Source organism: Marinimicrobium sp. C2-29 (genome assembly GCF_038419845.1).
GTDB lineage: Bacteria > Pseudomonadota > Gammaproteobacteria > Pseudomonadales > Cellvibrionaceae > Marinimicrobium.
This window is the reverse complement of the sequence record NZ_JBCAQT010000009.1, coordinates 189,750-210,646: the sequence shown is the minus strand read 5'-3', so window position 1 is coordinate 210,646 and position 20,897 is coordinate 189,750. Positions and strand designations below refer to the sequence as shown.

Sequence of the window (20,897 nt, the reverse complement as noted above, 5' to 3'; positions counted from 1 at the left end):
ACACCTCTTCTAGGGTGGTAGAATACCACCTTAAATGGTGTCCGGAATCATTAGACCACTTCAGAGCCCACCCTACAACGATTGCACGGGGCCCACCGTAGGGTGGGCTCCGCCCACCTGTTATACGGCAGTCAGTCTTCCATCCCCGTATTTTGGGTGACTTCCTCCACTTCCCAGGGCAGGCCGTGCTGGTTCAGCGCCTCCATGAAAGGATCGGGGTCGAGCTGTTCCATGTTCCAGACACCGGCTTCCATCCACTTGCCTTCCAGCATCATCTTGGCACCGATCATGGCCGGCACCCCGGTGGTGTAGGAAATGGCCTGGGACTTCACTTCGGCGTAACAGGCTTCGTGGTCACAGATGTTGTAGACATACACGGTTTTGGGCTTGCCATCTTTCACGCCCTGCGCCAGGCAGCCGATGCAGGTTTTGCCCTTGGTCCGCGGGCCCAGGCTGGCCGGGTCCGGCAACAGGGCTTTCAAAAACTGCAGCGGGATGATTTCCTTGCCCTCGAACATGACCGGTTCGATGGAGGTCATCCCGACATTTTCCAGCACCTCCAGATGCTTGAGGTAGCTGTCGGAAAAGGTCATCCAGAAACGCGCGCGTTTGATTTCGGGAAAGTGTTTGGTAATGGATTCCAGCTCTTCGTGGTACATCAGGTAGCAGTTTTTCGGGCCGATGCCGTGCGGAAAATCGAACGAACGCTTTTCGCTCAGGGGGTCGGTTTCCTTCCAGCCACCGTTCTCCCAGAAGCGACCCTTCGCGGTCACTTCCCGGATGTTGATTTCCGGATTGAAGTTGGTGGCAAAGGGATAACCATGATCACCGGCATTGCAGTCAATGATGTCGAGCGTGTGAATCTCGTCGAGGTGGTGCTTTTTGATGTAGGCGGTGTAGACGTTGGTCACCCCCGGATCAAACCCCGAACCGAGCAGCGCCATGCGTCCGGCCTGCACGAACTTATCCTGATAGGCCCACTGCCAGCTGTACTCGAATTTGGCTTCGCCCGGCGGCTCGTAATTGGCGGTATCCAGGTAGTGCACGCCCGCTTCCAGACAGGCATCCATGATGGTCAGGTCCTGGTACGGCAGCGCCACGTTGATCACCAGCTCGGGCTTTTCCCGCTCCAGCAGTGCCACCAGCTCGGGCACATTGTCGGCGTCCACCTGAGCGGTTTTGATGGGCCGATCGAGCTGCTCGGCAATGGCCTTGCATTTACTTTCGGTGCGGCTGGCCAGGACGATCTCGGAAAAGACGTCGGGCACCTGAGCGCATTTGTGAGTGACAACACCCCCGACGCCACCGGCGCCGATAATCAGTACTTTAGCCATAGCCTTAGCTCCTTGAGTTCAATAAGTTATCTGTTGGGTGTGAAGACACCGGGGACGGCGGATGCGCCTTAGGCTTATCCGCCCTACGTATACCACGGCAGTTCCCGTAGGGCGGATAAGCCTAAGGCGCATCCGCCGATGCAGAACCTGTCGGGCGATCTGTAGGGCGGATCGGTCCGACGTCTCGGAGCCTAAGGCGCATCCGCCGTCACCCGCCTCAACGCTCGAAATACGTATACCCGCGCAAACTGTCGGTAAAGGCGGCGAGCATCTCCTGCCGGTCCGAGACAGTGATGCGCCCGTCGCGCACCGCCTGCTCGGCGGTGGAACGAAACTGTTTGAACATGGCCTGGGGGTCATATTCCACGTAACTGAGCACATCGGCAATGCTGTCGCCGTGGAGTTCATGCACAAATTCCATGGTGCCCTCGGCGTTGATGCGCACACTGGCGACGTTGGTGTCACCAAACAGGTTGTGCAGATCGCCCAGCGTCTCCTGATAGGCACCCACCAGGAACACCCCCAGATAATATTCTTCACCGGAGTTGACCGGATGCACCGACAGGGTTTCGGTGTTGCCCTGCGGACCGGCGAATCGGTCCAGCTTGCCGTCACAGTCGCAGGTCAGATCGGCAATGATTGCCTGCCGGTTGGGCTCTTCATTCAGTCGGTGGATGGGCATGACCGGAAACACCTGGTCGATGGCCCAGGAGTCCGGCAGCGACTGAAACACGCTGAAGTTGCCGTAATAGATGTCCGCCAACTGTTGCGGGAGGGTTTCCAGTTCCGAGGGAATGCGCTTGAGGTGCGGCAGCAACGCGGCAATTTTCTGCAGCCCCGCCAGGTACACATTTTCCCCAAAGGCGCGCTGGCGCAGGCTGATTTCACCCCGATGGAACATGTCGCGAATCTGATCGCGATAGTAGGTCACATCGTTGTAGCTTTCCTGAAGATTCTGCGGCGTGACCACCTGGATCGCGTGCCAGAGATTCACCAGCTGGGCGTGGCTGCCTTCGGGCAGCGCATCGGGCAGCGGACTGGGGTCGAAATGCCCCACATCCAGCACATTGAACAGCAGCACCGAGGTGTGCGCGACCGTCGCCCGGCCAGACTCGGTGACGATCACCGGATGCGGCACCTCGTGCGGGTCCAGCGCCTGCTGAATGGCCTCGACCACGTCCACACAGTACTCCTGGACCGAATAGTTGCGGCTGTGGCCACTGGTGCTGGAGGTGCCATCATAGTCAATGGCCAGACCGCCACCCAGGTCCATGTAGCCCAGGGGCGCGCCCTCCTCTACCAGGTCAATATAGTAGCGGCAGGCTTCGAACACCCCGGCACGGATGCTGCGGATATTGGGAATCTGGGAGCCGAGGTGAAAGTGCAGTAACTGAAAGCAGTGCAGCAGGTCGTGCTCGCGCAACTGATCCACCACCTTCACCAACTGGATCGCGGTCAGACCAAAGAGGCTGCGATCGCCACTGTCTTCACTCCAGTGCCCCTCGACCTTGGTAGACAGTTTCAGGCGCGCGCCCAGCAGCGGATCCACACCGAGCGCGCGGCTGCGCTCGATAATCAGCGGGACTTCGGCCGGGGTTTCCACCACAAAAAAACACTTGAAGCCCAGCTTGCGGGCCTGCAGCCCCAGATCAATGAACTCGGCGTCCTTGTAACCGTTGCAGATGATCAGGCTCTCGCGGTTCTGGAGCGTCGAGAGGGCGATCATCAGCTCGGCCTTACTGCCGGCCTCCAGCCCGTGGTTATAGCGCTCACCAAAACGGGCAATCTCCGCCACGATATGGCTCTGCTGGTTCACCTTGATCGGAAACGCACCGCGATAGACGTTCTGGTAACCGGTGGTTTCAATCGCCTCGGCGAAAGACTCATTGAGAATGCTCAGGCGGCTGTCGACCAGATTCTCCAGCCGCAACAGGATGGGCATTTCCAGCCCCCGCTGCTGTAAGCCCCGGGCAATGTCCATCAGCGAGACGGACGCCCCGGTCTGACCGTTGCTGGGCGAGCGAACCACCACCTCCCCCTCGGGAGAGACCCCAAAATAACCTCCACCCCACTCCTCTACACCGTAGAGTTCAGCGGACTGGCGAGCGGACCAGGTCCGGGCTTCACTGGAATTAGTCAATGCTTCAACCTACCCCTTAAATGTATTGGCAAGAACCGGGCCGGGCCCGGAAACACCACCATCACCGGCTCGCGGTGAGGTTGCGTTCTGTTTGCGAGAGAGAAAGGAGCGCAATTTTGCTCATTCTGGCGTCAATTGCAATATTTTTCCGCCGCACCGGAGCGCGGCCGTTCACAGGGCATCAACCTTGCCAGAGATTGCGGGTAGGCGCAAACGAAACACCGCCCCAAACGCCCGCCCCGCAACACGGCGGACAGAGCCGCCGGGATTCGGTAACATTCGACCCGGCCAGTGTGCTGTAGCACCCCATCAAACCATCATCGAGGTCATCCATGAGCTGGGCACCCCACGTCACCGTCGCCACCGTCGTCGAACGCAACGGCCGCTTCCTGTTCGTCTATGAAGAAGCCGAAGGCCGCCGGGTCTACAACCAGCCCGCCGGCCACCTGGAACCCAACGAGAGCCTGACCGACGCCGCCGTGCGCGAAACCCTGGAAGAGACCCGCTGGCAGGTCCGCCCCACCGCCCTGCTGGGCATCGGCCTCTACCGGGCACCCGCCAACGGCGTCACCTACCTGCGCCACACCTTCGCCGCTGAAGCCGTCGAAGAACACCCCCAGCGCCCCCTGGACGAGGGCATCATCGAACCGCGCTGGCTCACGCGGGATGAGCTGCTCGCCCGGGAGAGCGAATGGCGCAGCCCCATGGTCCTGCAGGCCGTGGACGACTTTCTGGACGGCAAACGCTACCCGCTGGAGCTATTGCGCTCGTATCAGTAGAATACGCAGTTGTTCGGGATAGTGGCCAGGTCGGTCGATGGTGGGCGGAGCCCACCCTACAGTTCGTACAACGTGCATAGGCCCGGCTTCAGGCAGGGCTTTCCAGGACCGTGAGCCGTGGGACTAGCGCTCTCGAGCTTACAGGGACGTATTCACAGCGTGTCCTGGAAAGCCCTGCCTGAAATCGGGCCGGACCTGAAGCTAAAGATACCGGTCTTTGGCGCTACCTCACTTCACCGCCTCACGTGACTTTAATATGGCAACAACCAGCAAACCCAGCGTCATCGTCGGCATGTCCGGCGGCGTCGACTCGTCCGTTACCGCCCTGATCCTGCAACAGCAGGGCTATCAGGTCGAAGGCCTGTTCATGAAAAACTGGGACGAAGACGACGGCACCGACTACTGCACCGCCAAAGACGACCTCCAAGACGCCCAACGCGTCTGCGACCGTCTTGGCATCAAACTGCACACGGCCAACTTCGCCGCCGAATACTGGGACAACGTCTTCGAACACTTCCTGGCCGAATACCAGGCCGGGCGCACCCCCAACCCCGACATCCTGTGCAACCGGGAAATCAAATTCAAAGTCTTCATCGAATACGCCGAAATGCTCGGGGGCGAACTCATCGCCACCGGCCACTACGTGCGCCGGGCCGACCGGGACGGCCAGACCCTGCTGCTCAAAGGCCTCGACCCCAACAAAGACCAGAGCTACTTCCTGCACGCCGTGGGCGAAGCCGAATTCGCCCGCAGCCTCTTCCCCCTGGGCGAGATGGAAAAACCCGACGTGCGCCGCATCGCCGAAGAGCACGGCCTGGTCACCGCCAAGAAAAAAGACAGCACCGGCATCTGCTTCATTGGCGAACGCCGCTTCAAGGACTTTCTGCAACAGTACCTGCCCGCCCAGCCGGGCCAGATCCAGACCCCCGAAGGCCAGGTCATCGGCGAGCACAGCGGCCTGATGTACTACACCATCGGCCAGCGCCAGGGCCTGGGCATCGGCGGCGTGCCCGGCGCCAGCGAGGCCCCCTGGTTCGTCGCCCAGAAAGACCTGGAGCGCAATGTCCTGATCGCCGTCCAGGGCGACCACCCCCTGCTATACAGCGACAGCCTGGAAGCCAGCCAGGCCCACTGGATCAACGGCACGCCGCCCGCCAGTGGCTTCCGCTGTCGGGCCAAGACCCGCTACCGCCAGCCCGATCAGGATTGCCAGGTGCGAGTCGAGGGCGACCGGGTCCGGGTCGATTTTGATCAACCCCAGCGCGCGGTCACTCCTGGCCAGTCGGTGGTTTTCTATCAGGACGATATCTGTTTAGGTGGCGCCGTGATTGAGCAGGCACACAAACAAGAGGACCCCACCGCATCGTGAACAAGAAACTGGAAGACATCACCATCGCCCTGGCCGGCATTTTTCAGGCCGCGGGACTGGTGGAACAACTGGCCAAAACCGGCTATGTACCGGCCGACGCCTATCGCTGCAGCATCGAGAGCCTGTTTGCGATCGACCCGCCCGACACCCGCGCGGTGTATGGCGGCACACTCGTCCACCTGATCCCGGGCCTGGAGATTCTGCAGGCCACCCTGGAGCCCGGCAACCAGCGCCACCGGGACGCCCTGCGCTACAGCCTGGGCGTGGTCCACCTGCAGAGAAAACTGCGTGCCCGCAAAGACATGATGGGCGCGCTGGGCAGCCGCCTGAAGCAGGCCGCCCGCCAGGCCGAGCACTTTTCCAGCACCCACGAAAATGTGATCGGCAACCTGGGAGACCTGTACAAGGAAACCATCAGCACCTTCCGCTTTCGTATCCAGGTGACGGGCGATCAGGGCTACCTCCAGCAGGCCCGCATCGCCAACCAGGTCCGCGCCCTGCTGCTGGCGGGGATTCGCGCTGCCACCCTCTGGCGGCAGGTGGGGGGCACCCGCTGGCAGTTGTTGTTCCGGCGCAAGCAGATTGCCGCGACGGTCGATCGGCTCCTGCGGGAGGCCAAGGCGGAGTTGCATTGAGTCTGGTTGTGGCGGATGCGCCTTAGGCTTATCCGCCCTACGGGCTCCGAGGCGTCTGACCGATCCGGCCTTTGGTTATGGCGGTTATGGCGGATGCGCTTGACGCTTATCCGCCCTACGATGAACTCTGGAGTACCTGTAGGGCGGATAAGCGTCAAGCGCATCCGCCGATACCATGCCGCATCCGGCGCGCAAAAACGCCCGATTTCCGGTACAATGCCGGCCCTTAAACTCCCGTCTGAACCCACTTGTGCAAGAGACAACTCATGGCATCCGCAACCTTTGAGCAACTGACTCCCCTGAACGCTGTTTCCCCCATCGACGGCCGCTACGGCACCAAAACCTCCGAGCTGCGCGCCGTGTTCAGCGAATTCGGCCTGATTCACTGCCGGGTGGCGGTGGAAGTGCGCTGGCTCCAGCGCCTGAGCGAGCATCCGGGTATTGCCGAGGTACCCAAGTTCAGCGCCGAGACACACAAGCAGCTCGATGCCATCGTCGCCGACTTCGATGAAGCCCAGGCACAGCAGATCAAGGACATCGAGCGCACCACCAACCACGACGTCAAGGCCGTGGAATACTTTCTGAAAAAGCAGTTTGCCGGCAACAAAGAGCTGGAGGCGGTGCTCGAGTACGTGCACTTCGCCTGCACCAGCGAAGACATCAACAACCTGTCCCACGCGCTGATGCTCAAGGCCGGCCGCGAGCAGCTGCTCGGCCAGGCCGGGCAGATTGTCGACGCCATTGCCAAGCTGGCGCACGACTACGCCGCCGACCCCATGCTCTCGCGCACCCACGGCCAGACCGCCTCGCCCACTACCGTGGGCAAGGAGCTGGCCAATGTGGTTGCGCGCCTGCGCCGGCAGGTCCGGCAGATCGAGCAGGTCGAACTGCTGGGCAAAATCAACGGCGCCGTGGGCAACTACAATGCGCACCTGGCCACCTACCCCGGCCTGGACTGGGCCGCCAATGCCCAGACGTTTGTCGAGGGTCTGGGGCTGAGCTGGAACCCCTACACCACCCAGATCGAGCCGCACGACTATATTGCCGAGCTGTTCGATGCCATTGCCCGCTTCAACAACATCCTGATCGATTTCGATCGCGATGTCTGGGGCTACATCTCCCTGGGCTATTTCAAGCAGAAAACCATTGCCGGTGAGGTGGGGTCCTCCACCATGCCCCACAAGGTCAATCCCATCGACTTTGAAAACTCCGAGGGCAATCTGGGGCTGGCCAACGCCATCTTCACCCATCTGGCGCAGAAGCTGCCCATCTCGCGCTGGCAGCGCGACCTGACCGACTCCACCGCCCTGCGCAATATGGGTGTGGGCTTTGGTTACAGCTTTATCGCCTACGCCTCCACCCTCAAAGGCATCGGCAAACTGGAAATCAACCGCGCCCGTCTGGCTCAGGATCTGGACAACGCCTGGGAAGTACTGGCCGAGCCGATCCAGACCATCATGCGCCGCTACCAGGTCGAGGAGCCCTATGAGAAGCTCAAGGCCCTGACCCGCGGGCAGACCATCAATCAGCAGGTGCTCAACGACTTTGTCGACAGCCTGGATATTCCCGAAGATGCCAAGGCCGCCATGCGCGCCCTGACGCCGGCCAATTACATTGGCAATGCCGAAGAGCAGGCGAAGAATATTTGACCTTTGGTTGTGGCGGATGCGCTTGACGCTTATCCGCCCTACGAATACTTCGGAGGTTATGTAGGGCGGATAAGCTGTAAGCGCATCCGCCACACCGAAGCCATAATCCAACACCAACCGACCCGCTACTATGCCTCTGACCCACCTGGGCAACTTGCCCATCAAAGACTTCCTGCGCGATTACTGGCAACAAAAGCCATTACTGATTCGCAACGCCTTCCCCGATTTTGAATCGCCCCTCGATGGCGACGAACTGGCGGGACTGGCGCTGGAAGAAGCGGTGGAATCGCGCCTGGTGCTTGAGAAAGGCAGCTCCCCCTGGGAGCTGCGCACCGGTCCTTTTGACGAAGAGACCTTCGCTCAGCTGCCCGAGTCCCACTGGACGCTGCTGGTGCAGGCCGTCGATCAGTGGGTACCGGAAGTCCAGGAGCTGCTGCAGTGCTTTCGCTTCCTGCCCGACTGGCGTCTGGACGACATCATGGTTAGCTACGCCGCCGATCAGGGCAGCGTCGGTCCGCATTTCGATTATTACGATGTGTTTCTGTTGCAGGGCTCGGGTAAACGTCGCTGGCGACTGGGCCAAGAGTGCGACAGCCAGAGCCCGCGCATTGAAGGCACCCCCCTGAATATTCTGCAGGACTTTGATGCGACCGAAGACTGGGTGCTGGAACCGGGCGACATGCTTTACATTCCACCCGGCTGGGCGCACTGGGGCACCGCCGAGGGCGATGACTGCATCACCTACTCCATCGGTTTTCGCGCTCCCAGCCAGGCGGAGGTGGTCACCGATGTGGCTCAGGAAATCGCCAGCCAACTGACCAACGACCAGCGCTACCGCGACCCCGATCCGGCTCCCGCTTCCAACCCTGGCGCCATTCCGCCCGCCGCCATCGAACGCCTGCGGGAAATGGTGCTGGAGCACCTGACCGAAGAAAATCTGGCGCAGTGGTTTGGTCACTACATGACCGAGCCCAAGTATCCGGATCTGGAGCCCGAAACGCCGGAGGAGACCATCGACTGGCGTGAGCCGGGCGGGACGCTGTACCGACACCCAGCCTCGCGCTTTGCCTACTACCATCGGGAGGGAAAACCGAGCCTGCTGTTTGTGGATGGCGAGCACTTTGAGTGTGCGCCGGCATTGGCGGAGCGGCTGTGTGAGCGGTTGGAGGTGGAGTCCGGCGCGCTTTTGGCAGTCGCCGATGAGGAGGGGTTAGCGTTGATTGATGAGTTGGTGGCCGAAGGGAAGTTGTGGGTGGTGGGCTTGGATGACGTTGGTCGGTGATGGCGGATGCGCTTGACGCTTATCCGCCCTACATAACCTCCGAAGTATTCGTAGGGCGGATAAGCGTCAAGCGCATCCGCCATTACCCAGACCACGGCAGCTCACGTAGGGCGGATCGGTCCGACGTTTCGGAGCGTCAAGCGCATCCGCCATCACCTACCTTCAAGAATTACCGGCCAAGCATTTCTTTTAACGTCGGCTCCATGGCTTCGGCCCAGACGCGGTAACCGCGGGCGTTGGGGTGCAGGAGGTCGGGCATCAGGCGCGTGCGCAGGTCGCCATCCTCTTCCAGAAACTGCTCATTGATATTGAGATAGACCACCTCTTCGCCGTCGGCGAGCGTCTCCAGTTTTTTGTTGGCCTGGCGATTGAGCTCACGCAAGGGATCATCGGCACTCTCGCCGCGCGGGAATATGCCGAGCAGTAAAATGGGAGCTTCGGGCAGGCGCTCCTGCAACTCCTCGATGATGGTTTCCACACCCAGAGCGGTATGCTCGGGTTTTTCCTCGCGGTGACCGGTGTTATTGGTACCGATCATCAGCACCACCAGCTCCGGCTCCAGTCCTTCGACCGCGCCGTGTTGCAGACGCCAGAGCACGTTCTCGGTGCGATCCCCACTGAAACCCAGATTGAGGGCATTGCGCTCGGCGTAGTACTCGTCCCAGACTTCCGCTCCGGCATCTTCCCAGCCGTGAGTGATGGAATCACCGATCATGACCACATCGATGTCCCGCTGCCGGGCTTCTTCGAGTTTTTCCTCGTGGCGCGGCTCCCACCACTCCACCGCCCAGCTTTCGTTCAGCTTGGCCGGCGTGATGGCGGCGGGCTTGTCGTCGGCCAGCGCCTGCGGCCCCATTGCGCCGGCAAGCAGCATCAATCCCATACTCAAACCCTGAATGTTTCTGTTTTTATGCTTCATTGAGAAGTCCTTCAAAAGTTATTTGAATTTTCACGCATGTGCTTTCATGTGTGATCAAGCCTGCACCACCGTCTGCCTCTGCTCACCCAACCCCTCGACACTCAGGGTGACGGTATCCCCGGGCTGCAGGTAGACCGGCGGCTTCTGCCCCATGCCGACGCCGGGCGGCGTGCCGGTGGAAATGATATCACCCGGATGCAGGGTCATGAACTGGCTCAGGTAGTGCACCAGAAACGCCGGCCCATACACCATTTTCTGCGTGCTGCCATTCTGGTACTCGCGACCATTCACGCTCAGGCGCAGATTCAGGTTGCGGGGTTCGGGGACCTCATCCGGCGTGACCAGCCAGGGGCCGACGGGACCAAAGGTATCGCAGCCCTTGCCCTTGCTCCACTGGCCGCAGCGCTCCAACTGGAAGCCGCGCTCGGACACATCGTGCACCACGCAGTAACCGGCAATGTGATCGGTCGCCTCGGCCTCGCTCACATAGCTGGCCGGCTTGCCGATGACAATGCCCAGCTCCACTTCCCAGTCCAGTTTTTCCGACCCGCGGGGGCGTAGCAGATCGTCGTTGGGGCCACAGATGGCACTGGTCGCTTTCATGAACATGACCGGCTCGGCGGGTATCCTGGCGCCGGTCTCAGCGGCGTGGTCGGCGTAATTCAGGCCAATACAGATGAATTTGCCCGTGCCGCTGACACAGGGGCCGATCCGGCCGGGATCGGCCACCACCGGCAGAGCTTCGGTATCGAGCTTCGCCAATTTCTTCAGCGACTCCGGCGAAAGCGCCTCGCCAGCGAGGTCATCGATGATCCCCGACAGGTCCCTTACCTGCCCGGTTGAATCAATCAGCCCCGGACGTTCGTTTCCGGGGGCTCCAAAACGCATTAATTTCACTCACTCTCTCCCACTCGGTCTCTCAAAATAATCAGTTGCTCCAACCGCCGTCGATGACCTGAGCCGTTCCGGTGGTAAAGGCCGACTCGTCACTGGCCAGATACACCGCCAGCTGGGCAATCTCTTCCGGTTTTCCCAGGCGGCCCATGGGTTGGCGCGCGATGAAAGCCGCTCGCGCGCTGTCGTAATCGCCCGAGGCGCGGATCCGCTCTTCCAGCGACGGCGTATCCACCGTGCCCGGGCAAATGGCGTTGCAGCGCACGCCCTGCTGCATGAAGTCAGCGGCCGCCGCCTTGGTCAGCCCGATGATAGCAGCCTTGGTGGTGCCGTAGGCGAAGCGGTTGGGCGCGCCTTTGATGGAGCTGGCCACCGAAGACATGTTGATGATGGACCCGCTCCCGCGTTGAATCATACCCGGTATGAAAGCCCGCATCATCCGGTACATGGAGGTCACGTTGATTTCCAGGGACTGTGCCCAGGCGCTTTCATCGCAGTCGAGAATGCTGCCGCTGTGCACGTAGCCCACCCCGTTGAACAGAACATCGATCGGGCCGAGGTTGGCGGCGAGCGCCAGAATGGCGTCGGGGTCGCACACATCCAGTGTCCGGGTCTCGCAACCATCAAGGGGCTTGAGTGCGTCCGCATTGATATCCAGCGCAATCACACGCGCGCCTTCCCGCACGAACGCTTCGGCCGTCGCCCGGCCAATGCCCTGTGCGGCGGCGGTCACTACGGCGGTTTTGTTCTCCAATCGTCCCATGTTCTTTTTATCCTGCGAGTTGTCGCACCGGCAGACAGGCCGGGCCCAGTGGTTCAAAGGCTTTGTAGGTGAGAATGAACTCCTGATGCCCCAGTGCCTCCGAGCAGCTGTGCTCACCCGCCGCGACCGCCCGCACCCGGGCGAAAATTTCATCGCCCACCTGATCCAGGTCGGCCTCACCACTCAGAATGCGGCCGGCGTCAATGTCCATGTCTTCGGACAGGCGCCGATAGGTGTCGGGGTTGGCGCAGATTTTTATCACCGGCGAAATCGCCGAGCCCACCACCGAGCCGCGCCCGGTGGTGAACAGTATCAGGTGACAACCACAGGCGATCAGCTCGACAATTTCCGCGTTGTCGGAGATGTTGGGAAAGCCAAAGCGGGGTTCGCCATCGGGCACCACGTCCAACAGATAGAGGCCGCCCGCCGGGGCCTGATCACCGGGTTTGAGCAACCCGCTGATGGCGGAGGCGCCGGACTTGGAGTAGGCACCCATGGATTTTTCTTCCAGCGTGGTCAGGCCGCCATCGGCATTGCCGGGGGCGAAACTGCCAAAGCCCATGGTCCGGTAATAGCGCTCAGCCTTGGCCACACAGTCTTCGATCGCCCGACCCAGCTCGGGGGTCAGCGCCCGCTCCGACATGATCCGTTCGCACCCGATCAGTTCGCCGGTCTCTTCAAAAATGCAGGTCGCTCCGTCATGGACCAGACGGTCAAAGCAGCGACCCACGGCGGGGTTGGCGGTCACACCACTGGTGCCATCGGAGCCACCGCAGATCGTGCCCACCACCAGTTCATCCATCCCCATCGGGGCCTTTGGAACGCGGTCGGCCTGCTCGCGCAGGCGCGCAACCGATTCACTGCCGGCCCGGATGGTGGCCGCCGTGCCCCCGCTCTCCTGAATCACCAGCAGCTCGGCCGGTCGACCGCTGGCGCGGATGTCGGTCAACAGCTGTTCGCGGTTCATGCTCTCGCACCCGAGCGAGACCAGCAGCACGCCACCCACGTTCGGATGGGTGCAGACCGCGTTCATCATCCGGTAGGCGTAATCATTGGGAAAACAGCCCGGAAAGCCGATCAGATGCACTTCCCGATCGTCCCAGGCGTTGACGATTTTGCGGCTCACATGGTGCGCACACTCCACCAGGTAAGCGACAACAATCACGTTGCGGATGCCTTTGCGGCCATCCGCCCGAACATAGGCATCAAACACGTCAACCATGGGGCCGACCTCCTGTATCCTGGCGAGTGTGACTGCGCAGATAGTCACTTTTCATATTGTGGGAATGGACATGCTCGCCCGCTTCGGCAGCGGACGTCATGGAACCGATGGGGGCGCCGTACTTGAGCACCTTGTCGCCCGGCGCCAGCGCGCGGCGGGCGAGCTTGTGCCCTACCGCGCAGGGCTCGGGGGCCGTCAGGGGTTGATCGTCAATCCAGAGCGTATCACCGGCTTCGATGCCATCAATGCACACCAGGACGGTGTCGTCCGGGTGCAGCAGGAGGACTTTGGCGGGCGCAGAGGACGCTCCCGCACGCGAATCAGTCATTCTTCTGGCTTCCTTCACTGGAATGTGGAACAGGGGCGTCCGGGTGAATCAGGTCGGCCTCGCGCAGCGTCTCCCAGAGCGCCGCTGGCAAAGGCCAGTTCATCAGCTCCACCGCCCGGGTGACCTCGGCCGCGCTTGCCAGCCCCGCCAGGACCGTGCCGACCTGCGGGTGAGCCGCGGGGAACTGCAGCGCGGCCGCTGCCATTGGGACGCGATGCTCGGCACAGATCCGCTCGATCCGCCCGACGCGCTCGATCACCTCGGCCGGCGCCGGCTCGTAGTTGTAGTGATGGGGGCCGGGGCCTTTGACGCCGGTGGCCAGAATCCCGGAGTTGAAGGGGCCGCCCAGCACCACCGAGGCGCCCCGGCGGGCGCAAAGGGGCAGAAACTCGTCCAGAGCGCCCTGATCGAGCAGAGTGTAGCGCCCGGCCAGTAAAAAGCCGTCAAATTCCCCTTCCGACAGCGCCCGGGCACAGACCTGCCACTCGTTGGCACCCAGCCCGATAGCCTTGACCACACCGGCTTCGCGCAGCTCCGCCATCGCCGGGTATCCACCCGACATGAATTCCTGCCACCGCTTGGAGTCCTCGCGCCCGTGTGTCACCTCGCCCAGATCGTGGGCCCAGAGAATATCCACCGAGCCGCGTCCCAGCCGCTCCAGGCTGGCCTCGAACGAGCGCATGACGCCCTCGTAGGTGTAATCGAACACCGGCTCGAGTGCGGGCGCATCGGCAAAGCCGTGACGGGTGCCGGCGGCATCCATCGGATCAATGGCTTCCAGCCGCCGGCCCACCTTGGTGGACACCACGGCCTGATCAGCGCCGGCCAGCCCCTGGCCGAGCCGGCGCTCACTCAATCCGAAGCCGTAGTGAGGCGCGGTATCAAAATAGGCAATACCCGCTGAGCGGGCCGCCTCCACCGCACCCAGCGCCTCCGCTTCCGGGCAGGCGCGATAGAGGTTGCCAATCGGCGCCGCGCCAAAGCCCAGCCGCGAAAGCCGCACGTCGCTGCGCCCCAGTGGGCGAGTCTGGCGATGGTTTTGTGCCTGATCTGTCAAGAATCACCCTCTATTTTGATTTTTATAATTGAAAATTTCATCGTCAGTAAAATTAAAAACGCCGCTTGTGTCAACCCTTTTTTACTCAAAGGCCCGTCGTTACCCGGCAATCGGCGGATTCCTCAACAAGCGGCCCGTTGTCAACCAGCGGTTGATCGGGACTGAATACGATGGTTTTACTGGAAGGGCAAGGTCACGGCCAGAGGGCCGTCGCCGCCCGGATCAATCGGACCCGGGCGGCGTAAATGACTCAATCAGGAAGGACATGAAATTGATAGGGTCTGCACTGATGACGGCGATCAGTCGCTGCTCAGCTGAGCGCTGATCCGGGCAGACGACGCCAACAGCGCATCGATGACCTCCTCGGGCGAACAGGGCAGCAGCTTGGACATGATGAAGGGGACAATCAAAACCGCCGTGGCCCCTTGGGCGCCAAAAATGGGAACGCACAGATCGGTCACACCATCGACAAAATCACTGGGTCGACGCACATAGCCCTGCGCCACCGCCTGCTCTGACTCTTCGATAAACCGCTTGAGGCGATCGGCCTCCTCCGGCGCGGCGATTCGGGGCTTCCACACCGCTTTTTCAGCCTCACTCCGGCAGCCGTAGAGCAGCAGTCCTGACGCCGACTCGATGATCCGGCGACGATAACCCACCCGGACCGCAAACCCCACATCCGAGGGGCTTTCGATGCGGGCGACCACGACCACCTGATCCCCGGAGGGCACCACCAGGTGGCAGGACTGGCCCACCTGACGCGCCAGCTCGTTCATCACCGGCAGAGCGGCATCCAGTAATGTTCGGGTGGGTGTCTGGGCCATGCCCAGGGCAAACAGTTTATTGGTCAGCTCGTAACCCTCGCCCGCATCGGCCTGGGCAATATAGCCCCGATGCTCCAGGGTGAGCACCATACGGAACAGCTCACTCACCGAGCGCCCGAGCGAACTGGCAATCTGGGAGGTGGTCATGGGCGCTCCCTGCTCCGCCATCAGCTCCAGGACATCCAGGCCTTTTTCCAGTGCGGGCGCCCGGTATTTGCGATCCCCCTCCTCCGTATCGGAGGACGCCTTCGTTGGTTCTTTTGCCATAATTGTCACAGCTCCCGGTTTGACGATAATGATGACTGCATACGCGCGACCACTTTTTCGCGACTACCCTTAATCGCAACTTCTCTAATCGCAACTACTTTAATCGATAGACCCGCCGGGCCGTTTCTCCCCACACCGCCGAGCGTTCCGACTCCGTGAGTGCCGCCAGTAACTGACCGGTCAGCTCGCTCCAATGGGCGTAATCCGCCACGGCGTTGACCACCGGCCAGTCGCTGCCCCAAAGCAGGCGTTGGGGTCCGAACCACGCGAGTAGATCATCCACCCAGGGCTGCAAATGCTCAAGGGTTTTTTGCGTGCCGGCTTCGGTCAACAATCCGGACAGTTTACAGTAAATATTGGGCGCCTCTGCCAGCGCCTGCATTTCCCTTTGCCAGGCTCTTCGCTCGCCCGTGGCAATGGGCGGTTTGGCGGCGTGATCCAGAACAATGGTCAAAGCCTCGTGACGTCGGGCAAACCGACGCAGCGGGGGAAGATGCCGAGTATAAACCAGCGCATCAAAAACCAGCCGGTTTTCAACCATCGCCGCAATGGCCGGATCCAGCGCCGGATCATCAATCCAGTGATCATCCTCCAGTGCCTGCAGCATCGGACGTAAGCCCCGCAGTTTTGACCGTTCTGATAAAGCCGCAATGCGCTCGGGCGCATCGGCGGCTTTAAGATCCACCCAGCCGACCACACCCAGAATCCAGTCATGCCGATCGGCCAGACTCAGCAGGTAATCGGTATCCCGCTCGTCGGGCTGCGATTGCACCAACACGGAACCGGCCACTCCCTGGGGCAGCGCCTGGGCGCGCCAGTCTTCAGGACCGAAGTCCCGGTACAATGCCGGCAGCTCCGGTGTGGGCCACTGACACTCGGGGCGCTGAAGCTGCCAGCAATGCTGATGGGCATCAATCACCATAGTGGTCATGTCAGGCCTCCTTCAGGGCGTCCTGCGCGCGCTCGCGCCTGAGACTGAAGCGGGAAAAGAACGCGATGAAGCCAAAACAGACCAGCGGCACCACCACGGCAACGTGAATCGAGGTCCAGTCCGACAGCGCACCCATCAATGCCGTGAGTGCCGCGCCGCCGACAATGGCCATCACCAGCAGGGAGGCGCCGGCCTTGGTCTGCTCTCCCAACCCGCGCAGGCTCAGGGCAAAAATCGTGGGGAACATCAGTGACATGAAAAAGCTGGTGCCGGCCAGTGCCAGCAGCCCGACCAGGTTGGGAAGGGCAATGGCCACCGCACACAGCGCCACATTCACGTAGGCATACCAGGCCATCAACCGGGCCGGCCTGACTTTGCTCATCAGGGCAGTGGCCACAAAGCGCCCGATCATGAACCCCACCAGCGACCAGATCAGAAAGTCGGCCAGCGTTTTTTCACCCGCGCCGGGCAATGCCGCCTGCCCGTAGCGGATCATGAAGCTCCAGATACACACCTGCGCGCCCACATAAAAAAACTGTGTGATCACGCCCAGCATGAAATAACGGTTGCGAAACAGGCGGGCGTAATCCTGCCAGCTACCAACGGACATGGCCTCCCCCGCCGAGCGGGTGGCCACGGCGGGGAAGCGAACCAGCCAGACCATCAGTGCCCAGAACAGGACCACACCCGCCAACACCAGATAGGGCCCCTGGACGGCGCGACTCTCCGCAGCGTAAAACTGCTCCAGCTCAGCCGCACTCATGGCCGCCAACTCTGCCGCCGTGGGCTCCACACCGGAGAGAATGAACAATTTACCGATCAGCACGCCGGAAATCGCCCCGAGCGGATTGAATGATTGAGCCAGGTTGAGCCGGCGCTCGGCGGTTTCCGGGTTGCCCATGGCCACGATCAGGGGATTGGCGGAGGTTTCCAGAAACGCCAGACCACTGGCGATCACAAACAGGGCAAACAGAAAATACCGGTACTCCTGCGCCTCCGCCGCCGGATAAAACAGGAGCGCTCCCACCCCGTAGAGCAGCAGCCCCAGCACCACCCCGGACTTGTAGCCCCGGCGCTTCATGAACAGAGCCGCAGGAATGGCAAAGAAGAAATACCCCAGATAGAATGCGGACTGCACCAGACCCGAAGCGAAATCCGACAGCGAGAAGGCTTTTTTGAACTGACCGATCAGAATATCATTGAGATTGTTGGCCACCCCCCAGAGAAAAAACAGACTGACCACCAGAATCAGGGGCAGCAGGAGGGATCGATCACGTTGATTATTATTCATTGGGTTTCTCCATGTTCGCTCTCGATGCGAGACATACCGGTGACTGTATACCACAGCTTATGTTTATATGTAAAACGGTATTTACCTGTAAATACGCATCAGACCGTTTCGAGCCCGCACAATCGCCAATTGTGACGCGCTCTGATGACCCGGCGACGGGGTTGTCTGCAACCGCCATCCCTCAGTGATAATATTCCCTATCTCAACACACCTTCATCGATAAGGAGCCTCTCATGTCTACCCTGATTATCGGAGCCCACGGCCAGATCGGCCAACTGTTGATCCAGGAGCTGGTCAAGAACGGGGAGCCGCCCAAAGCCATGGTGCGCAGCGCGGAGCAGGCCGAGCAGGTCAGACGCCTGGGGGCCGACCCGGTAATGGCGGATCTGGAAGAGCCGTTCAAACACGCTCTGGAGGGCTGTAACCGCGTGGTCTTTACCGCCGGCTCGGGCCCCAACACCGGGCCGGACAAAACCATTCTGGTGGATCTGTGGGGCGCCATCAACGCGGTGGATGCCGCCGAGGAGTCGGGCATCGAACAGTTTGTGATGGTCAGCTCCCGAGGAGCGGAAGACCCGGACGCCGGCCCACTGAAAATCAAGCATTATACCGTGTGTAAAAAACTGGCCGACGATCACCTGATTCTGAGCGAGATGCCCTACACCATTCTGCGCCCCGGCCGGCTGACCGACGATCCGGCCACCGATCGACTCACCACCGTCTGGCCCGAAAACCCGGAAGACCAGTGGATTTCCCGCCAGGACGTGGCACGCGCCGTCGCCTACTGCCTCGGGCGCAAGGAAACATTGAACCGCATCTATCCGCTCTTTCACGGCGATCAGCCCCGGGAGGCGGTGTTGAAATAACCGCTTTTCTCTGGCCCTGATTGCTGTCAACTCAAAGGGTCACAACCTGAAAAGACAATACGATTGAATACGTATGCAGCCATAAATCCGATAATTTGCATACGTATTCAACTTGCCCCACTCCCCCCGAAGCGTTTCCATGACGCCAGCAGCGAATTCTATAACAACAGCTGTTGATGCAATCCCAACCTCCCCACTTGCGCGGTCAGGCAAGTGAAAAACCATAACAGTCATCAATAAAATTCTATGGAGGTTTTATGAATAACCATAACCACACCTCACCGATGAGGCTGCGCCGTTGGCTTCAAAGTGCCCTGGCGGTCAGCCTGGTGTCAGCCGCCGGCGCCAGTGCCCAGCCCACTGCGGGCGATACTTTTGTGCACCTGTTCGAGTGGCAATGGAGCGATATTGCCACCGAGTGCGAACAGCACTTGGGTCCGAAGGGTTACGCGGGCGTGCAGGTCTCGCCCCCGCAGGAGCACATTCAGGGAGACGCCTGGTGGACCCGTTACCAACCGGTCAGCCTCACCATCAACAACAGCCGCAGCGGCACCCGGGCCGAGTTTATCGACATGGTGGATCGATGCGCCGACGCCGGCGTGGATATCTATGTGGATGCCATCATCAATCACATGGCCGCCGGCAGCGGAACCGGAACCGACGGCAGTGACTATTCGGCCGGTACATTATATCCCGAGTTCTCGAGCAACGATTTTCACGCCGCGTGCACCATCAACAGCGAAGACTACAGCGGGGATGCCTGGCGCGTGCGCAACTGCCGGCTGGTTGGCCTTCCCGACCTGGACACCGGGGCCGAGTATGTCCGCCAGACACTGGCCGACTACATGAATGACCTGATCGGCATCGGCGTCAAAGGCTTCCGGCTCGATGCCTCCAAGCATATGTCACCGGAAGATATCAACGCGATCACCGCCCGACTGAACGGCAGCCCCTACATTTTTCAGGAGGTGATCGACCTCGGGGGCGAAGCCGTCAGCGCACTGGAATACATCAACGGGGGTGACGTTACCGAGTTCAAGTACAGCGCCGAAATCGGCAATCAATTCAAGAATGGCCAACTGAGTAACCTCAACAGTTTCGGTGAAGCCTGGGGCTTTCTCGGCGATGATTCAGCGGTGGTGTTTACCGATAACCACGACAACCAGCGCGGTCACGGTGCCGGCGGCAGCAATGTGCTGACTTACAAGGACGGCGCTCTCTACGACCTGGGGAACGTTTTCATGCTCGCCTGGCCCTACGGTTACCCGAAGGTCATGTCCAGCTTTGCCTTTACCGACAGTGAAGCCGGCCCACCCAGCGCCAAGGTACACAACAACGGTAGCCTCAACTGCTATGGCTCGGATTGGCAGTGCGAACATCGCTGGACGCCCATCGCCAATATGGTGGAATTTCGCCAGGTCACCGGCGGCAATACGGTCAACAACTGGTGGGACAATGGCAACAACCAGATCGGTTTTGGCCGGGGTAATGCCGGTTTTGTGGCCATCAACCGCGAAGGCAATGACCTGAACCGGACCTTCAGCACCGACCTGCCCGAGGGTGAATACTGCAACGTGCTGGATGGCGACTTCAACAGTGGCAACTGTGACGGCGAAACCCTCTGGGTCGACAATCAGGGACGGGTCAGCGTCAGTTTGCCGGCCATGACCGCCCTGGCCATCCACATCGACGCTCGGATTGACGGTTCAACCGAGCCGGAACCAGAGGCAGGCACTGTAACGGCCACCAGTCTCTGTTACGACAACAGCGCCAACTACAGCAGCCCACACATCTACTACTGGGGCCCCAGCCCGTCCGGCGTCATCGACGACACCGCCTGGCCCGGTGAAGCCATGAGTACCCATGGCGACTACGTCTGCTACGACCCGGGCGTCGATTTGACCTCTCTCAACGTCATCTTCAACGACAATGGCGGTGCCCAGACCGACGACCTCACCTACAGCGGTGACGGCTGCTATGCCAACGGTCAGTGGCAAAGCCTTGAGCAATGTGGTTTTGAGGTGGAAAGCAGTGAGCCGCCCGCCGAGAACACCTACCTCTGCTACGACAACGCAGGCGGCTATAACGACCCGCACGTCTATTTCTGGAATGCGAGCCCCAGCGGTGCTATTGGGGACGCCAGCTGGCCCGGTGAAGCCCTGCACAGCAATAACGGCTTTTACTGCTACGACACCGGCGCCGAGCTGAACTCACTCAACGTCATTTTCAACGACAATGGCGGTGCCCAGACTGGTGACCTCAGCATGGGTGACAGCAACACCTGCTACCGGCAGGGACAGTGGACCACGTTGAGTGATTGCGGGGTCAGCCCGCAATAACCTCCAAC

Annotated in this window: 18 protein-coding genes; 7 read left to right on the top strand and 11 right to left on the bottom strand. The window is 60.9% G+C overall.

All coding sequences use genetic code 11. The annotated features are described in order from the left end of the window. Positions 1-131 precede the first annotated feature (131 nt). Both AAE484_RS10825 and speA read right to left on the bottom strand, forming a co-directional pair. Positions 132-1,334, bottom strand: coding sequence for a saccharopine dehydrogenase family protein (locus tag AAE484_RS10825; protein ID WP_341938404.1), 1,203 nt, complete (start codon positions 1,332-1,334; stop codon positions 132-134). A gap of 217 nt (positions 1,335-1,551) precedes the next feature. After that, positions 1,552-3,474 carry a biosynthetic arginine decarboxylase gene (gene speA, locus AAE484_RS10820; RefSeq protein WP_341938403.1) on the bottom strand — a complete coding sequence of 641 codons (1,923 nt, stop codon included), beginning with the start codon at positions 3,472-3,474 and terminating at the stop codon, positions 1,552-1,554. Between the two features lie 332 nt (positions 3,475-3,806). Between speA and AAE484_RS10815 the strand changes: the two genes are divergently transcribed. The 5 genes from AAE484_RS10815 to AAE484_RS10795 all read left to right on the top strand — a co-directional run bounded on the left by AAE484_RS10815 (position 3,807) and on the right by AAE484_RS10795 (position 9,188). Beyond that, entirely contained in the window at positions 3,807-4,253 is a 447-nt protein-coding gene (locus AAE484_RS10815; protein WP_341938402.1) for an NUDIX hydrolase, read from the top strand. A gap of 256 nt (positions 4,254-4,509) precedes the next feature. Then, a complete protein-coding gene (mnmA, locus tag AAE484_RS10810) occupies positions 4,510-5,622 on the top strand; it encodes a tRNA 2-thiouridine(34) synthase MnmA (RefSeq protein WP_341938401.1) in 1,113 nt (370 codons plus the stop codon). Beyond that, on the top strand, positions 5,619-6,257 hold the full coding sequence (gene hflD, locus AAE484_RS10805; RefSeq protein ID WP_341938400.1) for a high frequency lysogenization protein HflD: 639 nt from the start codon (positions 5,619-5,621) through the stop codon (positions 6,255-6,257). Before mnmA ends, hflD begins: the two co-directional genes overlap by 4 nt. Positions 6,258-6,523: 266 nt before the next feature. After that, positions 6,524-7,906 carry an adenylosuccinate lyase gene (gene purB / locus AAE484_RS10800; RefSeq protein WP_341938399.1) on the top strand — a complete coding sequence of 461 codons (1,383 nt, stop codon included), beginning with the start codon at positions 6,524-6,526 and terminating at the stop codon, positions 7,904-7,906. 130 nt (positions 7,907-8,036) lie between these two features. Continuing rightward, positions 8,037-9,188: a ribosomal protein uL16 3-hydroxylase gene (locus AAE484_RS10795; RefSeq protein WP_341938398.1), complete on the top strand. Its 1,152-nt coding sequence runs from the start codon at positions 8,037-8,039 to the stop codon at positions 9,186-9,188. A gap of 169 nt (positions 9,189-9,357) precedes the next feature. On the opposite strand, the gene AAE484_RS10790 is transcribed toward AAE484_RS10795, so the two are convergent. The 9 genes from AAE484_RS10790 to fucP form a co-directional block, all read right to left on the bottom strand. Next, complete coding sequence (locus AAE484_RS10790; protein WP_341938397.1) at positions 9,358-10,107, bottom strand: platelet-activating factor acetylhydrolase IB subunit; 750 nt, start codon at positions 10,105-10,107, stop codon at positions 9,358-9,360. Positions 10,108-10,161: 54 nt separating this feature from the next. Next, a complete protein-coding gene (locus AAE484_RS10785; protein WP_341938406.1) occupies positions 10,162-10,995 on the bottom strand; it encodes a fumarylacetoacetate hydrolase family protein in 834 nt (277 codons plus the stop codon). A 40-nt stretch (positions 10,996-11,035) separates the two neighbouring features. Further along, positions 11,036-11,764, bottom strand: a complete 729-nt coding sequence (locus AAE484_RS10780; RefSeq protein WP_341938396.1) for an SDR family oxidoreductase — start codon at positions 11,762-11,764, stop codon at positions 11,036-11,038. 7 nt (positions 11,765-11,771) lie between these two features. Continuing rightward, the gene (locus tag AAE484_RS10775; RefSeq protein ID WP_341938395.1) at positions 11,772-12,986 is read right to left on the bottom strand and encodes a UxaA family hydrolase; all 1,215 of its coding nucleotides are present in this window, start codon (positions 12,984-12,986) and stop codon (positions 11,772-11,774) included. Next, positions 12,979-13,314: a UxaA family hydrolase gene (locus tag AAE484_RS10770; RefSeq protein ID WP_341938394.1), complete on the bottom strand. Its 336-nt coding sequence runs from the start codon at positions 13,312-13,314 to the stop codon at positions 12,979-12,981. Before AAE484_RS10770 ends, AAE484_RS10775 begins: the two co-directional genes overlap by 8 nt. After that, on the bottom strand, positions 13,307-14,371 hold the full coding sequence (locus AAE484_RS10765) for an aldo/keto reductase (protein WP_341938393.1): 1,065 nt from the start codon (positions 14,369-14,371) through the stop codon (positions 13,307-13,309). The genes AAE484_RS10770 and AAE484_RS10765 overlap by 8 nt, the downstream gene beginning before the upstream one ends. A gap of 299 nt (positions 14,372-14,670) precedes the next feature. Beyond that, positions 14,671-15,462, bottom strand: a complete 792-nt coding sequence (locus AAE484_RS10760; protein ID WP_341938392.1) for an IclR family transcriptional regulator — start codon at positions 15,460-15,462, stop codon at positions 14,671-14,673. A gap of 94 nt (positions 15,463-15,556) precedes the next feature. Then, positions 15,557-16,393, bottom strand: coding sequence for an amidohydrolase family protein (locus AAE484_RS10755; RefSeq protein WP_341938391.1), 837 nt, complete (start codon positions 16,391-16,393; stop codon positions 15,557-15,559). Between the two features lies 1 nt (position 16,394). After that, a complete protein-coding gene (fucP, locus tag AAE484_RS10750; protein ID WP_341938390.1) occupies positions 16,395-17,684 on the bottom strand; it encodes an L-fucose:H+ symporter permease in 1,290 nt (429 codons plus the stop codon). Between the two features lie 233 nt (positions 17,685-17,917). Between fucP and AAE484_RS10745 the strand changes: the two genes are divergently transcribed. Continuing rightward, entirely contained in the window at positions 17,918-18,550 is a 633-nt protein-coding gene (locus AAE484_RS10745; protein WP_341938389.1) for an SDR family oxidoreductase, read from the top strand. Between the two features lie 257 nt (positions 18,551-18,807). Then, positions 18,808-20,889, top strand: a complete 2,082-nt coding sequence (locus tag AAE484_RS10740; protein WP_341938388.1) for a starch-binding protein — start codon at positions 18,808-18,810, stop codon at positions 20,887-20,889. The last annotated feature ends 8 nt before the right edge of the window (positions 20,890-20,897 follow it).

Coding starts and splice junctions, on each gene's coding strand:
- AAE484_RS10825 (WP_341938404.1), bottom strand. CDS start 1,334: ATGGCTAAAGTACTGATTATCGGCGCCGGTGGCGTCGGGGGTGTTGTC.
- AAE484_RS10815 (WP_341938402.1), top strand. CDS start 3,807: ATGAGCTGGGCACCCCACGTCACCGTCGCCACCGTCGTCGAACGCAAC.
- mnmA (WP_341938401.1), top strand. CDS start 4,510: ATGGCAACAACCAGCAAACCCAGCGTCATCGTCGGCATGTCCGGCGGC.
- purB (WP_341938399.1), top strand. CDS start 6,524: ATGGCATCCGCAACCTTTGAGCAACTGACTCCCCTGAACGCTGTTTCC.
- AAE484_RS10795 (WP_341938398.1), top strand. CDS start 8,037: ATGCCTCTGACCCACCTGGGCAACTTGCCCATCAAAGACTTCCTGCGC.
- AAE484_RS10790 (WP_341938397.1), bottom strand. CDS start 10,107: ATGAAGCATAAAAACAGAAACATTCAGGGTTTGAGTATGGGATTGATG.
- AAE484_RS10785 (WP_341938406.1), bottom strand. CDS start 10,995: ATGCGTTTTGGAGCCCCCGGAAACGAACGTCCGGGGCTGATTGATTCA.
- AAE484_RS10780 (WP_341938396.1), bottom strand. CDS start 11,764: ATGGGACGATTGGAGAACAAAACCGCCGTAGTGACCGCCGCCGCACAG.
- AAE484_RS10775 (WP_341938395.1), bottom strand. CDS start 12,986: ATGGTTGACGTGTTTGATGCCTATGTTCGGGCGGATGGCCGCAAAGGC.
- AAE484_RS10770 (WP_341938394.1), bottom strand. CDS start 13,314: ATGACTGATTCGCGTGCGGGAGCGTCCTCTGCGCCCGCCAAAGTCCTC.
- AAE484_RS10760 (WP_341938392.1), bottom strand. CDS start 15,462: ATGGCAAAAGAACCAACGAAGGCGTCCTCCGATACGGAGGAGGGGGAT.
- AAE484_RS10755 (WP_341938391.1), bottom strand. CDS start 16,393: ATGACCACTATGGTGATTGATGCCCATCAGCATTGCTGGCAGCTTCAG.
- fucP (WP_341938390.1), bottom strand. CDS start 17,684: ATGAATAATAATCAACGTGATCGATCCCTCCTGCTGCCCCTGATTCTG.
- AAE484_RS10745 (WP_341938389.1), top strand. CDS start 17,918: ATGTCTACCCTGATTATCGGAGCCCACGGCCAGATCGGCCAACTGTTG.
- AAE484_RS10740 (WP_341938388.1), top strand. CDS start 18,808: ATGAATAACCATAACCACACCTCACCGATGAGGCTGCGCCGTTGGCTT.